Source organism: Bifidobacterium actinocoloniiforme DSM 22766, assembly GCF_001263395.1.
GTDB classification, from domain to species: Bacteria; Actinomycetota; Actinomycetes; order Actinomycetales; family Bifidobacteriaceae; genus Bombiscardovia; species Bombiscardovia actinocoloniiformis.
Genome location: NZ_CP011786.1, coordinates 1747183 through 1762370, shown reverse-complemented (window position 1 = coordinate 1762370; position 15188 = coordinate 1747183). Strand labels below are relative to the sequence as shown.

Annotated in this window: 10 protein-coding genes; 3 read left to right on the top strand and 7 right to left on the bottom strand. The window is 63.2% G+C overall.

The window, feature by feature from the left end:
- Positions 1-466 precede the first annotated feature (466 nt).
- Positions 467-3577: an RCC1 domain-containing protein gene (locus AB656_RS07735; protein WP_156097191.1), complete on the top strand. Its 3111-nt coding sequence runs from the start codon at positions 467-469 to the stop codon at positions 3575-3577.
- Positions 3578-3878: 301 nt separating this feature from the next.
- Here the strand turns inward: AB656_RS07735 and AB656_RS07205 are convergent, their stop codons facing one another.
- From AB656_RS07205 to AB656_RS07180, 6 genes are all read right to left on the bottom strand, one after another.
- Entirely contained in the window at positions 3879-5072 is a 1194-nt protein-coding gene (locus AB656_RS07205; protein WP_033504370.1) for a D-alanine--D-alanine ligase family protein, read from the bottom strand.
- Positions 5073-5253: 181 nt separating this feature from the next.
- Positions 5254-6252, bottom strand: coding sequence for an NAD(P)H-dependent glycerol-3-phosphate dehydrogenase (locus AB656_RS07200; RefSeq protein WP_033504369.1), 999 nt, complete (start codon positions 6250-6252; stop codon positions 5254-5256).
- A gap of 201 nt (positions 6253-6453) precedes the next feature.
- The gene (locus AB656_RS07195; protein ID WP_033504368.1) at positions 6454-7341 is read right to left on the bottom strand and encodes a lysophospholipid acyltransferase family protein; all 888 of its coding nucleotides are present in this window, start codon (positions 7339-7341) and stop codon (positions 6454-6456) included.
- Positions 7342-7536: 195 nt separating this feature from the next.
- Entirely contained in the window at positions 7537-8868 is a 1332-nt protein-coding gene (murA, locus tag AB656_RS07190; RefSeq protein WP_033504366.1) for a UDP-N-acetylglucosamine 1-carboxyvinyltransferase, read from the bottom strand.
- 197 nt (positions 8869-9065) lie between these two features.
- Positions 9066-10154, bottom strand: coding sequence for a CPBP family intramembrane glutamic endopeptidase (locus AB656_RS07185; RefSeq protein ID WP_033504365.1), 1089 nt, complete (start codon positions 10152-10154; stop codon positions 9066-9068).
- Between the two features lie 139 nt (positions 10155-10293).
- Complete coding sequence (locus tag AB656_RS07180) at positions 10294-11403, bottom strand: CPBP family intramembrane glutamic endopeptidase (RefSeq protein ID WP_033504364.1); 1110 nt, start codon at positions 11401-11403, stop codon at positions 10294-10296.
- 172 nt (positions 11404-11575) lie between these two features.
- On the opposite strand from AB656_RS07180, the gene AB656_RS07175 reads away from it, so the two are divergent.
- On the top strand, positions 11576-12415 hold the full coding sequence (locus tag AB656_RS07175; RefSeq protein WP_081924996.1) for an IclR family transcriptional regulator: 840 nt from the start codon (positions 11576-11578) through the stop codon (positions 12413-12415).
- On the opposite strand, the gene AB656_RS07170 is transcribed toward AB656_RS07175, so the two are convergent.
- Positions 12412-13893, bottom strand: a complete 1482-nt coding sequence (locus AB656_RS07170) for a metallophosphoesterase family protein (RefSeq protein ID WP_051905492.1) — start codon at positions 13891-13893, stop codon at positions 12412-12414. The two genes, AB656_RS07175 and AB656_RS07170, sit on opposite strands and share 4 nt — an antisense overlap.
- Positions 13894-14095: 202 nt before the next feature.
- Between AB656_RS07170 and AB656_RS07165 the strand changes: the two genes are divergently transcribed.
- The gene (locus AB656_RS07165) at positions 14096-15064 is read left to right on the top strand and encodes a polyprenyl synthetase family protein (RefSeq protein WP_081924995.1); all 969 of its coding nucleotides are present in this window, start codon (positions 14096-14098) and stop codon (positions 15062-15064) included.
- Positions 15065-15188 lie beyond the last annotated feature (124 nt).

The following is a 15188-nucleotide window of genomic DNA, read 5'->3' as shown; positions in this document are numbered from 1 at the left end:
CCGGACCCACACGCCCGGCACAGACCGCATCAGTGCCAACCACCGCCAGCTCAGACAGCCCGAATCGCAAGGCAGCAACCTGGACTGTGTCCTAAACTGCAAGGGTTTGAGCTATCTTTTGCGCGAATGATGGTAAACTGGCTTCAGGAAATTGGGGTTCGTGTCAAGCGCGTAGGCGATTGGGGAACGGCAAGCCTGCGATTAGGCGCGCAAGAAACTTAAATGGGGCCACCGGGCACTACATACGGTTTGAGGAGTGCAATTATGCGACGGTTTCGCACAGCAAGCGCCATACTGGCGCTTATCTCCATGATTGTCCTGGGGGGGGGGGGGAGCAGCTAGTTCACTGATCCATCCCACTCCAGTGCGCGCTGACGAAACCTCCAACCACTTCCGGCTGTCCCCTAAATCAGGCCCTGCCGCCGGAGGCACAAGGGCTACCATCAACCCCTACACCATAGGTGGCGTGAAATTCACAACTATTAGTTCTGGTTACTATCACACGCTGGCTCTCGGCGATGATGGCAACGCTTACGCCTGGGGAGACAACCAGTACGGCCAGCTGGGCGACGACACCAACACTCAACGACTCGCACCCGTGCGCATACAAACACCAGCAGGCATCAAATTCACCGAAATAAGCGCAGGCTTTTACGGACATTCGATAGCTCTAGGCACCGATGGCTATATCTACACTTGGGGCCTGAATAATAGGGGCCAATCGGGTTTAGGAGATACTAACAACCGCCTTATTCCCACCAAAATACAGCCACTACCCGCAGGCGTGAACCGATTCACCCAAATCAATGCCGGGGCCGACTTCAACCTCGCTATCGGCGACAACGGCAAAGTCTACGCGTGGGGCTGCAACGATACATCGATTAACAACGTTTCGGGCGGTGGCCAGCTTGGAGTTGGTGATACGGTAATGCGTTCCAGCCCCACGCTGGTTGCTGGCATTCCGGGCACAGTTCGCATTATTAGCATCAGCGCAGCTGCCTATTTCAGCATGGCACTAGGCGACAATGGCGTCATCTACACCTGGGGAGACAACGAATATGGTCAGCTAGGCACCGGTGACACCACTAACCGCACTTCCGCCTTTCCGGTAAACCCTCCTAACGGCCTTCGATGGACTAGCATCACCGCAGGCGGATACACAGCCTTCGCTACCACTAATGACGGCAACAACTACGCATGGGGAGCCAATCGCATAGGTGGCCAGTATGGGGACGGAACCTCAACCTATCCAAGCGAGCCCACAGCCGAAAAACACACGCCAACACTGGTCACACTTCGCATGCCAGCTGGAGTGCATATCGTACAACGCAGCAGCAACGGCTGGCACACCCTCGTTATAGGAAGCGACCACAAAACATACGCATGGGGAAGCAACTACTATACTGAACTCGGCAACAACAGCTCAGAAAATGTTACAACACCAGTTACGGTGCAAGTACCAGTAGGAGTAACCTTTGTCAGTGTCACAGCCGGCTACTGGAACTCTTTCGCTATTGGTAGCGACGGCAACACCTACAGCTGGGGACTTGGTGAACTCGCGAATCTCGGCGACGGTAGCACCACCAATAGCAGTACTCCGGTACGTGTGGGTGGGCCGATTAGGATTACTCGGGTTACGTTTGGGGGTATCGCTACGCCGGGTACGGTGACTGATGTGTCGAGTATTTGGACAGGGAACACCCCGCCCCATGCTCCGGGGGATGTGGATGTGGTAGTGAGTTGGACCTTGAATGAGGTTGCGCAACCGAATGAGACATTGAAGTACCATTACTTGGATACGTTTACTGTCAGTTTTAACCTGGGTGCCGCTCCTGGTAGCACGCCAAGTCCTCAGCACGTGGAGGAAAACTCGAAAGCAGCATGGCCAACGCAACCATCCTGGAATGGGCATCGGTTTGTGGGCTGGTTCCTCGACAACAAGCCCTACACGTTTAACGAGCCAGTCACGAGCAACATTACCTTGACCGCTCGTTGGGAAAAACCAGCCTTCACGTTCACGATGGACCCGAATCGAGGGCCTAACAGTGGTGGCACCAGTGTCACCATCACCCCGCATCCTGCAACGTCAAGTGTGCAGTTTACCCAAGTATCAGCAGGTTGGTATCACACACTCGCTATCGGCTCTGATGGTGACCTGTACGCGTGGGGGGAAAACGATGCCGGGCAGCTTGGGGACAACAGCATCACCAGCCGGCTGCAACCCACGAAGGCAGTCACGCCAAACGGGGTGAAGTTCCTGAAAGTCAGTGCAGGCCCTAACAACTCGTTCGCACTGGGTAGCGATAACCGCTGGTACGCGTGGGGGTTTAATACGAGTGGTCAATTGGGTCTCGGGACCACTAATAACCAGTTGCAACCTCTGCCGATCAGCATGCCTGCTGGCGTGGGCGCGTACAGGCAGGTCAGTCCAGGCGTAGACCATACTCTCGCCATAGGCGACAACGGTACCACCTATGCGTGGGGAGCCAACAACAGCGGACAGCTTGGCGACAATACCACCATTAACCAGCTCAGTCCGGTAGCGGTGCAGATGCCAGCTGGCGTCTACCAGTTCACCCAAGTCAGTGCTGCCGCCGGGCACTCCATCGGCATCGGAGATAACGGGCAGGCTTATAGTTGGGGGTCCAACCAATTCGGACAACTGGGAACCAGTGTCATCAACGTGGGCGGCAGCAGCGCCGTGCCCGTACAAGTGCAACTACCCGTTGGCGTGAGCACCTTCAAGCAGGCCACCGCTACCGCGGATTGGTCACTCGCTATCAGCGACACTGGGCGCATTTACACGTGGGGGTACAACAACGACTACGAGCTCGGCAACGGCACCACCACAAATCAGCAACTACCAGCCGAACCGACCCTACCCGCTGGTATCACCTTCACCAGCGTGACCACCAGCAGCGACAGCGCCATGAGCATCGCCAGCAACGGGAGCATCTACGCATGGGGCGACAACGCCTCCGGCCAACTTGGTACCGGTAGCCAAACCACCCCAACCCGGCCCATCGTGGTTAACCCTAAGCCCGGTACCACGTTCGCCAAACTCCTCTCCGGTTGGAAACACACCATCGGAGTAGACACCACCGGTGGAGTCTGGACCTGGGGAGACAACCAATACGGACAACTCGGCGATAAGCAAGGCGGGCCAGGCAAAATAAGCCTCACCCCCGTGAGCACAGGCATGTTCTACAACATCAACATCACTGCCGTCAAGTTCGGTACTGCTCCAGCCCAAAGCGGCCCCACACCCAACGACGGTGCCAGCACCTGGAACGTCACCTCGCCCAGATACGACTCGGGAGGCCCAGTCCCCGTCATCGTCACCTGGACCTTGGATGGCGTAGCGCAAACCGACTACCCCATCCACGATTTCACCTACATCTACATTCCCTACACCCTCCCCCGAGCCGGCAGTATCCCCTTCCACGGGCTCATCGGAACAACGTTCATCGCCTTCACTTGTCTCGCAGGGGTCACTCTCGCAGGCTACCAGCTCTCGAAGGCCCGTAAACAGCGCCAAAGCCCACATACACTCCGCCTTCATCACACGCAACCTTGAGGTTAGGTATATTCAAGCCCGCGATGCGAAACGTGCTGTTGGCGGGATTCGTTGTGAAGCAATAAGCAGTTCCCTTGCTGAGCAACCAATCCCGCCAACAGCACGCCCAAAACAGAGCGAATCAACTAGAGTGTAAAAACCCAACACGCGAATCCAGACATCACCAACTCAGAGCCGGTAAAGCAAACATGCCAAAACAAGCATCAACGCTTCACTCAGCAGCCATCCCTGTAAAGGGATAGCCTAGAACACCGCTCTTCCAAAGTTGCCGACGAGAGCCTTCCTTGACAGGCGAGCCGACCTATTGCAGGACACCCTCGATGAGTTGGGTAATCAGGTCTGTGTAGGAGACGCCCGTGGCTTCCCACGCCTTGGGGTACATGGAAATCGGCGTGAAACCGGGCATGGTGTTGATCTCGTTGACCAGGACTTGGCCGTCGGGCAGCACGAAGCAGTCCACCCGGCTCAGCCCCCGCCCATCCACAGCCTTGAAGGCGCGCGCAGCTGTCCGCCTCACCCGCTGGAGCACGTCCTCATCCAACTTGGCCGGCACTTCGACATGCGATGCGGCCGCATCCATGTACTTGCTGTCGAAGTCGTAGAACGCGTCATCGGCGGGCTTGTCAAGCACGATCTCACCGGGCCAGGCGGTCCATGGCTCTTCGCCGTCAACCGGGTTCAGGACCGCGCACTCGATCTCGCGGGCCTCAATCCCCTGCTCGATCAGGACGCGCCAGTCGTGGCGCGAAGCCTCAAAGAGCGCCCGGGCCAGGTCCTTGGCATTCTCATGCTCCACCTTGGTCACCCCGAAGGAAGAGCCGGCCCTGGAAGGCTTGACGAAGACAGGGTAGGTCAAGTTGGCCTCGCGCACCAGGCCGACCAGCTCGTCGCCGGCCGCCTCAATGGACTCGCCCCCTGCCAGGGTGCGAGAATCCACGGTGATGCCGGGCGCGACAGGAATGCCCGCCGCGCGCAGCAGGATCTTCGTGAAGTGCTTGTCCATGCAGGCGGACGAAGCGAAGACGCCGCAACCGATGTACGGTAGGCCCATCATGTCCAGAAGACCCTGGACCGTACCGTCCTCGCCGAAGGGACCGTGCAGGACGGGAAAGACCGCGTCGATGTGCCCCAGGGGCTCCAGGGACCGGCCATTCGCGCCCGAACCCAGGACCGGCGGGCGCGAAGCCCGCGAGGCGGCCTCAAGGTCTTCGTGGGCGCCGGCATAGAAGCCGTCGGCCCCCTCGGCGATGTCGAGCAGGACCGGCCGGCTGGTCTCACGTACGAGCACCTCGGGCAGCTCAGGGCCGCCCAGGTTCCACTGGCGCGGGTCTTCACCACCGACGGTCCACACGCCATCACGGGTGATGCCAATCGGCGCCGGCTCGAACCGGTCGCGATCTATGGCATTGAGGACCCCGGCTGCGGAAACGCAGGAAATAGGGTGCTCATCCGCCCGGCCACCGTACAGTACCGCCACCCGCCGCTTACTCGCCATATCGCTTCTCATTCCTTAGATTCCTTGGCCCGCGAATCAGCGCATGCGCAATCGCGCGCCCGCTGCGCCCGCAGGCGTTCCCTTACTTGCCAGGATAGGCCCCGGCATGGCCCGGCGGCGGTTCGGCTCAAGCCCGCGCGGCGCAATCAGCGGAACCAGGGACGGACCATCCCCACCAGGCTCATTCGGCCGAAATCGGACCACCGAACAGTTCCTCGATCATTCCCGCGCAGTCCAGGCCCTGGTCCAACACATGGCTCATGGCCTGAGCCAGCGGCGTCGGCTCGCCCAGGCTCCGGCCCATGCCTACCACCGCGTTCGTGGCGGGCACGCCCTCAGCCACGCCCTGGCTGGCCTCGGTGGCCTCCTCGATGCTCATCCCACGGCCCAGATTGAATCCGAAGGTGTAGTTGCGGCTCAGGGATGAGGCACAAGTGGCGATCAGGTCCCCCACGCCGGCCAGCCCGGCGAAGGTCTTGGCATCGGCACCGGCCGCCTCGCCCAGTGCGGTCAACTCGGCCAGCCCACGGGCTTGGATCATGGCGGCGGTGTTCTCGCCGTAGCCTGCCCCGCGCGACATGCCGACAGCGAGCGCGGTCACGTTCTTCAAGGCCCCGCACAGCTCCAGCCCGATGACATCGGTGGACACGAACGGCTTGAAATACGGCGCTTCACAGGCTTGAGCCACGCGCTGCGCGGTTTCGGGGCTCACTGAGGCGACCACTGCGGCCGAAGGTTGGCGGACGGCCACCTCCCGACTCAGGTTGGGCCCGGAGACGGCGGCGAACCGCTCTTCCGGCAGCCCCAGGGCTTCGGTGACCACCTGGTCCATGCGCTTGTCGGTCGTCCGCTCGATGCCTTTCATCAGGGAGACGACGACGGCGTCCGCTCCGATTAGGGGCCGGAAGGGCTCCAGGGCCTCGCGGGCGTGCTGGGCCGCGATGGCCACGACTACGATTCCGGCGCCGTCCACGGCCTCCTCCCGGTCCAGGCTGGCGGTCATGGCATCCGGCAGACGCTCTATGGTCGGCGTACGTACGGGGTTGCGATGGTCATGGTTGATGGCGTCCACCACTGCAGGCTCAATGCCCCACATGACCACCTGGTTGCCCGCGTCCGCCAGCACCTGCCCGAAGGTGGTGCCCCACGCTCCGGCTCCTAAGACCGCAATCTTCGTCATACCGCTCCTTGTGCCTGGCCGGGTTGGCATCAATGCCACCTGACCAACTGTTTGCCGATTCTGGATGCGTTCAAACACACCCATCCTAGACTTGCGCCCATACGGCCTTCAAGTTGCGCCGAACCGAGACCGTCAGGGACCGTCACCACCCGGGGGCAGACCAATCCTTGAGGGCGCACGCGGCACAGAGCCGCCAGGCCCTTATGCTCTGGGCTTGCGCGTCATGCTCCCATAGTCGAAGTAGCCTTCGACCGGCGGGTCCTCGCCCCGGATCTCGCTCATGACGGCTTCCATCCGATCGCGCAGACGACGGCACAGCTCGTCCACCGCCTCACGCGGCGGCTCCTCCCCCCAGTCCTCCATGCCTTCCAGTAGGTCGGAGTAGTCCAGGGCCTTGTCGTAGCACATGACCACGTTTTTGCGGGGCCACGGCCACCAGTGGTTGATTGAGGCGGCCCCCCAGGTCACGCAAGGGAAGAGGGGCACCTGTCGACCCAGTATTCGCGAGGATTTGAGGGCTATGACCCCAACGCCGGGTTTCAGGGACATGGGCCACTTGAGGGGGTCACGGGTCACTGTGCCCTCAGGCCAGATGGTCAGCGGCCTGCCGGAGGTCACGATCTTGATGGATTCACGCTCGATCCGCTCGGCCTGCCCGCTCCTGCGCGGCACCGGCTGCATGCCCACCCAGCGGAACCAGCGGCCTATCAGTGGCCAGCTGGCCATCTCGGCCTTAGCCATGTACCGGGGGCGACGCCCCTGGTGGAAGAGCGAAATCATGGGGATGAACACGTCGAACTGGGTGACATGGGTGGCGGCGGTAATGAAGGGGCCGGTCTCAGCCACCTGCTCCAGCCCCCAGGCGCGCACCTTGCAGGAGGCGCGAACAACCCGGGAGGCGCCGGCCAGAAGGCGGCCCGTCGCCTTGGGGTTCTGCTCGTCGATCTCGGCCTCGTTGGGTTTACGCGGCCCTGTCGGGTAGTAGTGGGTGGGGTCCACCAGCCGATGGGCCTGGGCCAGCTTGGCCACCTGTTCGTTCGAGAGCGGGCTGACCGCCGAACGCGGTGAGGGTTTGCCTTTCGATGCCATGCCACTATTGTGCACCAGGGCAAGCCCAGGAGCTCACGGGCGCAGACAAGCAGTGGACTTTCTACACTTTTCCGCAGGACTGCGAGGAGACTCGGCTGCATGGGAGCACAAACAAGGGAGGACGGCCCCGAACGAGCCGCCCTCCCCTGCCTTCAACAAGCAATCACTGGACTTGCTACGGGACCGCCGTCAGTCTCAATCGATGTCGGCGCCCAGGGCGACCAGCTTGTCGCGGAAGTCCTCGTAGCCCCGGTCGATCAACGAGATGCCGTGCACCTCGGAGGGCCCGGAGGCCGCCAGGGCCGCAATCAGATGACTGAAGCCGCCACGCAGGTCGGGCACGTCGATGTCTTGCCCGGTCAGTGGCGTGGGGCCGAAAATCACAGCCGAATGCTCGAAGTTGCGCTGCTGGAAGCGGCAAGGCAGGGAACCCAGGCACTCCCGGTAGAGTTGGATGGTGGCGCCCATCTGCACCAGGGGCTTGGTGAAGCCGAAGCGGTTCTCGTAAACGGTCTCGTGCACGATCGACAGGCCCTTGGCCTGGGTCATGGCCACCACTAGCGGCTGTTGCCAGTCGGTCATGAACCCGGGGTGCACGTCGGTCTCGATCGCCACCGGCTTCAGGTCACCGCCCGGGTGCCAGAAACGGATGCCATCGTCGCGCACGTCGAACTCGCCGCCGATCTTGCGGAACACGTTCAGGTAAGTCATCATGTCGGGCTGGTGAGCGCCACGCACGAAGATGTCGCCGTGGGTGGCCAGGGCCGCCGAGGCCCAGGAGGCCGCCTCGATCCGGTCGGGCAGGGAGGTGTGCCGGTAGCCTTGCAGGGACTTGACGCCCTCGATGCGGATCGTGCGGTCCACATCCACGGAGATCTGCGCGCCCATCTTCTGCAGCACCGCCACCAGGTCCATGATCTCGGGCTCAGTGGCAGCGCCGGACAGCTCGGTCTTGCCTTCGGCCAAGACCGCAGCCAGCAGGGTCTGCTCAGTGGCGCCGACCGAGGGGTAGGGCAGGTGGATCTTCGCGCCATGCAGGCCGTCGGGCGCGGTGATGTGGATGCCGGCCTCGTGCTCCTTGTCCACCTTGGCCCCCAGCTTGCGCAGGGTTTCCAAGTGGAAGTCGATGGGCCGCGAGCCGATCTTGCAGCCGCCCAGGGCCGGGATGAAGGCTTCGCCCAGGCGGTGCAGGAGAGGACCGGAGAACAGGATCGGGATGCGGGAGGAACCGGATAGGGTGTCCACATCCGCCACGTCCGCCAGCTCCACGTGGGTCGCGTCGATCGTGACCACGCCCTCCTCGGGCTCCACGTCCACGCTTACCCCGTGCAGGCGCAGGAGGTCCGAGACCACCTGCACGTCACGGATCTCCGGCACGTTCTTCAGAATCGAGACGCCAGGCGCCAGCAGGGCCGCGACCATGGCCTTGGAGACGAAGTTCTTGGCCCCGCGCACATGGATGCTGCCGGTCAAAGGCTTGCCGCCCACTACGTGCAGCACGTCCGCCTTAGGGTTCACCGCTGTCATTCCCGCTCCTCTTCACGCGCCCCGGACCCACATCGGCCTGCGCGCCTCTTATACACTGAAATCCATACTCATAACACCACTAAGGAACAGTGTGCCACAGCGACTGTAAGCGCCCCGTGAAAATGCGCGCGGAGCCGAAAGCTCCCAACTGCGGGCGCAACCGCCCGAGCTCAATGGCCTCGTGGGGGGGGGGGGGATCACGACACAGACGGCGCGAACTCCATTGCCGTGACGAGGATTTGCAGGATGAGGTAGACAATGAACCACAAGCCGCCCCAGGAGGCGTAAATCCCCTTGCTGGCGCGGTTGGCCAGGATGAAGCCACGGACGCGCCCCCGGGCCAGGTAGAGGACCAAGGCGCCCAAAAGGAGGCCGCCGACCAACAGGACCGGGTCGACCCAGTCCTTGGCGGGGCCGGGCAGGCTCGACACGGCCATGGAACCCAGGTTGGAAATCAGCAGGTTGTTCGCTATGTGCAGGAGGATGGACCAGAAAATCGAGTACTCGCAGGCCACATAGCCCAGGACCAGCCCAATGCAGAAGGCGAAAAGCCCCTGGGAAATGTCGGAATGGAAGAAGGCGAACATGGTTGACGAAGTGATGATGGCGAAGACCTTGCCGTAGGGCTTGAGGCTGTTCATGATCACGCCCCGGAAAACCACTTCCTCGACGACCGGTCCAAAGAAGGAGACATAGAGGAACATGGCCGTGGAGCCGGACGCGGCCTCGATCATCTCGGAGGAGGTCGTGGCCCTGAGAGACAGTCGGTGGATGACCCAGTTGAAGCCCTGGTCGTAGATGGTGCTCAAGGACTGGCCGGTCAGGAGCAGGGCCATGCAGCCCAGGAGCACCCAGGGGGTCATCCGGCGCAGACGGCGGTGGAAGACCCCGTCGGGGCCCGGGTCGGCGATCTGACGCTTGTGGGTGGCGATCCAGAAGACGAAAGCGGTGGCCGCGCAGACGAGGTTCATCACCCCTGCGTACTTGCCGTCGATCTGCGAGACGACAGTATCGACCGACACCATCTGCTTGCGCATGCTCTGCAAGATGACGATCAGGGCCGCGGCCACAGCTGGCCCGATCAGCTGCATGACCACCAGGTAGATGATTAACGCGCCCGACTGGTCGTTCAACCTAATCCGCGCTTGCCTGGTCGTACTGCGGGAGGCCGACTCGGCCGATTGCGACGGCCAGGTTTGGGAAGGTGAGAGCTGAGGAGTCAGGCTGGATTCGGCTTGGCCTAAGGCACGCTCCCGTCCACTGGCCGCTTTCCTCGACCGCTTCATAACCACCCCTTTTCCCGTGCTTGCAGCCATCCGCTCCGACAGTCTTTCAGGCGCGGCTCTCCGAAATGTAACGATTCCCAGTCTAGCGCCACCCCTTACTGGCCTCCGGAACGCTCGCGAGCGCCTGCGGTCAGGCGCGTCAATGGACCAGGCGCCACAGAATCAGGGCCACCTGGATCCCACTGACGAACAGGAACCAGTAGGAGCCCCAAGAGGCGTAGAGGTTGGGCGCCGACCGTTCGGAGCGCAGGAAGGCGACCAAGCTGCGGCGCTGGACAAGCAAGGTCAGGGCGGCCAGGGCCGCTATCATCGCCCAGAAAGCCGCCTGCCCACCCTCCAGTCCAGCCCCCGACAGACCTCGGGCCTCCAGGGACTCTCGCAGGAGGCCTGGCAGGAAGATGGCGATCAGGTTCGAGGTGATGTGCAGGGCAATCGACCAAATCAGGCTGTGCTCGCAGGCCAGGAAACCCAGCACCAGACCCAGGCCGAAGGCGAAGAAGGACCGGGAGAGGCTGCCGTGCATCAGTGCGAACAGGAAGGAGGATGTAACGACCGCGAACCCCCGCCCGTAGCGTTTGAGGGAGCCCAGGACGGCCCCCCGGAAGACGGTCTCCTCCACCACCGGCGCCCACAGGCAGCTGTATAGGAGCATGGGCGGCGAGGCGGGCGACGAGCCCACGGTCTCCAAGGCCGAGGCTCCCAGACCGTTCAAGGTGGTCTCTCTCAGGCCACCGACGGTCCGGCTCAGGCCGAAGTCGTAGAACATGGACAGCGATTGGGCGCCTAGGGACAGGAGCAGGCAGGTCAGCATGAGCGGCGCGGTCATGGACCGGCTGGAACGACGGAAGACGCCGTAGGGTCCCGGATCAGCGACCTGCTCGCGCCGGTAAAGGACCATGAACGCGAAGGCGATGGCGGTGGAGAAGAGATAGAGCTCGGCGGTGGACGAACCGTCCAGACTGGCGACGGTGCGATCGAAGGCTATGCCGCCCGTCCGAGGCAGTTGTCGGACCGCTATCAGCATGATTCCGAGGGCGTAGCCGACCAGCTGCATGGCAACCATGTACAGGAAGACGAAGACGGCCTGGGAGCTGACCTCGTCCCGCACTTTGGCCAGGGCGCTCCGGCTCAGGGCTTGCGGATCGACCCGACCGGGCGCAGATGCCGCGACGGCTGGCACCTTGGCGAGGATGCGACGAGACCCCGGACGGGGATGACCCTTGCCGCATCCAGCGTGTCTGCCCGTCATCCACTCCCCAACTGCCGAAACCCCGGGCTGTAATGCCCAGCGCGTTCTCTCTCCCAGTCAAAGATACACCAGCTCCGCACGGCTCGCCCGCTCGGACGACCCCGGGACCGTAAGCTTCCAGTAACAAAACTGACTTCTATCGTTCACATAGTGAGATGTACCCTGTCAGGGTATGGCGCATTCTTCACATGCAGCAGCTATCGACCATACCTGGCTCCGCGAAGCCGTACAGGAAGCGCGGTACCGTGACGCAGACGAGCCTGCAACCGACGATGGCGACATACATTCCGGCGTCGGAGTGCTCGACAAAACAGTCAAAATCCTGGAAGCTCTGGAAAATGGGCCCATCACACTAGGTCAACTCGTCAAAGCCACCGGCCTCGCCCGACCCACGGCCCACCGCCTGGCCACCGCCTTGGAGAGGCACCGCTTCGTCTGCCACGACGAGCACGGGCGCTTCACGCTGGGCTCCCGCTTCGCCGAGCTGGCAGCCGCCGCTGGCGAGGACCGGCTCCTCAACGCCGCCGGTCCCATCCTGCGCACCCTGTTGAACCGGACCGGCGAATCCGCGCAAATCTTCCGCCGCCAGGGCGAGCATCGAATCTGCATAGCCGCCCTGGACCGCCCCTCCGGCTTACGTGATTCAATCCCCGTGGGCGCCGTGCTTTCCATGCAGGCGGGCGCCGCCTCGCAGATTCTACTGGCTTGGGACTCCCCCGAGCGTATCCATCAAATCCTGCTACGGGCCAAATTCAGCGCCTCCCGGCTGGCCGACGTGCGCAAACGCGGCTGGGCTGAGTCGATTAACGAGCATGAGCAGGGCGTGTGCTCAATCTCCGCCCCGATTCGCAACCCAGCGGGCCAAGTCATGGCCGCAATCGCCATATCCGGCCCGGTCGAACGCATGAGCCAAGCCCCCGGCCGCCACTACGCGCCACTGGTCATGGCTGCAGGCAAGTACTTGAGCGATGCCCTCCAACAGAGCGCTTCCAGCATAGGACCGCGCGGTTAACGGTCCGAGTGTCCCCTGCGTTCGCCGTCTCCGACAGCGCCGGAACCTGAGGATCCAAGCGAAGCGACCAGCCCCGCCGCCAAGGTGGCCAGACTGCCGGCCAGGATCCTGGGCTTACGCAGCAGGTCGAAGGCATCGCCCTTAGACACGGGCATATGACTTAAGGCGAAGGTGTAGGCCTTGTTGGAACTGGGCCGTCCGACAAGCCTTCCGAACTCCAGGAGCTGGGTGCGCGGCTGGTGGGGATGGCGGATGTCGAACTCGAACAGGCGGGCGGACCGCTTGGCCGGCACCGGGCCGTAGGAGGCGAACCCGCAGGTGGGCGTGACGCCCAGCGTGACCCCATCCACCGAGCCCACGAAACCGTTGCGGTGGTCGTGGCCCGCGAACAAGGCGAAATAGTCGGCCTTTTTCAGAATTGCGAACTCACCGCTGTCGTGGTCCGGGCAGGAGACGCCCTCGCCCAGGAATGAACCAGGCAGGGTCTTGGCCTCATCCAGGGTGTAACAGGCGGAGTCGAAGGCGCGGTAGCCCTGGATGGCGTTGGCCGTGGTCGCGGGGACCGGTTTAAGCAGCTGGTAGTACTGGGGCAGCGGCATGTGCTGGAAGACCATGGAACGCTGTCCGATGAAGCCAGGCGCCCGCCTGAGGAAGTCCAAGCCCCGCCGTGAGGGCGATCCATAGCCTCCCGTGCGCGCGTAGTCGCCCGAATCCAGCAGGACCAGCCCCAGGACGGGCGCCTCGCCTTGGACGGGGGCGACAGGCAGGGCGAAGGTGCCAGGCTCGCAAGCATAGGCCCGCTGGTCGGACATGCCGGAGGCCGGCAGGGACCGGGGCAAGTCGGATTGGGCCGCCGCCGCGGACTCCGGGTTCAAGCAGCCGGGGAACTCCCTGTAGATGGCGTCCATCCGGTCGGTGTCCAGACCGCACTGGAAGTCGTGGTTGCCGTAGGTCACGGCGAAGGGCACGCCCCGCTCGACCAGGGGTTGCACGATTTGCGCGATGGTCTGTCGCACCAGGTCCTCACTGGCCCGCAGCTCCTGCTCCCGGCGCGGGGCGGAATCGGCTTCCTGTCCGCGCGCCTGGCCAGGGACTGCGGACTGGTTGGGCCTCATGAAGCCGTGCAAGGCGTCCCCCATCCACCGGCTCATGGTCAGGCCGGTGGAATACACGGAGTCCAGGCGAGTGGACCAGCGGCGCTTGCGGAAGGTCTTCTCGAAGGCGGAGTCGTAGCCGGCGATTTGGTTGCCGGTGAAAATCACCAGATCGGGCCGGGCCGCGTCGCAGGCGGCGGCAATCAGGCGGACGGTGTCCTTGGAGACTTTGGGGCCCTCCTGAACGTCCGCGAATTGGAGGACCCGGAACTTGCCGGAACGGTGAAATTGCAGGCGTCCCAGCCGGGCGGAGACAGACAGGCGACGGTCGTCCTCGCTGACGCCGCCGGGCTGGCTGCTCAAAAATCGGTGTGCATCGCTCATGCCTCCACCCTACTTCATTCCCTCCCGCTGGGCGGCGGCCGGCCAGCGCCTCATCGGGCGCCGCCAGCCGGGACCCGCCTCTCTGTGAGCTGAGGCACAGTTGGGCGCAAGCAGGGTCGGTCGGCGGTGAATCAGGCGGGTCATCACCGCTCCTCCTTGCTATATTGGGAGCAGTCAAATCGTTTGAGAGGTTGAGTCGCTTATGACAGACAGGCAACGAGAGCTGCTCAAGGGGGACATGCAGCAGGTCATCGGTCGGCTGGAACGCGAGGAGACCTCCGTGGAGCCTTACCAGCAGGACTACCGCAGGCTCCTGAACAATCACGGCAAGATGGTGCGCGCCGCCCTGGTCCTGATTTTCGGCCGTGCCCAAGAGTCCGATGACGCCCGACCCTTCGGCCCTGACAGCCTGCTGGTGACCGGAGCGGCGGCGATAGAGATGCTCCACCTGGCCACGCTGGTCCACGACGACGTGCTCGACGGCGCGGACGTGCGGCGCGGCCAGCCCACAGTCCACAGGATCCGCGGCAACAAGGCGGCCATCTACCTGGGCGACCTGATTCTGTCCCGCTACATGGAGATTATGGCCTCGATCGCGCCCTCTACCGCGTTCATCCGCGAGCAGGCTGGCACAGTGTGCGAGATTGTGGGCGGTGAACTCCTGCAGGAGTCGGGCCGAGGAGACCTGACCGTCACCCGCGCTTACTACGAGCGCGCCATCCAGGGAAAGACCGCTGCCCTCTTCCGCCTGGCTTGCCTCACCGGCGTCAAACTGAGCGCGTCCGAGCCGGAGGAGGGTCTGCTGGCCGCTGCCAGCGCTTTCGGCGAACACTTGGGGATGGCCTTCCAAATCATCGACGACATCGGCGACTTCGACGTTGTCCACGACTCCGGCAAGCCCAAGCTGGAGGACATCCAGGACCGCATCTACACCCTGCCGGTCATCCTGGGCTTGGAGTCCGATCCCACCTTCAAACAGGTCTTGGAGGCCGACGACCCCTTGAAGGTGCTGGACTATCTCCAAGCCCATCCGGACCTGATTGAAGGCGCCAAGGCCCAGGCCCGCTCCCAGGTGTCCCAGGCCCGCCAAGCCCTAAGCTGCGCGCCAATGGCTTCCCCAGTCGCCGGACTCCTGGACCGCCTGGCAGCCAAGCTCGCCGCCCAAGCCTGATCCAGGCCGCCACCGCCACACTCACACCGCCTACGAGCACTACCACAGCCACAACCTGCCGAAAGCCAGCGGCGCCCCCGCACAATGCATGCAACGCTGTCGGCCCCAAAGCCAGGCGGTGCTA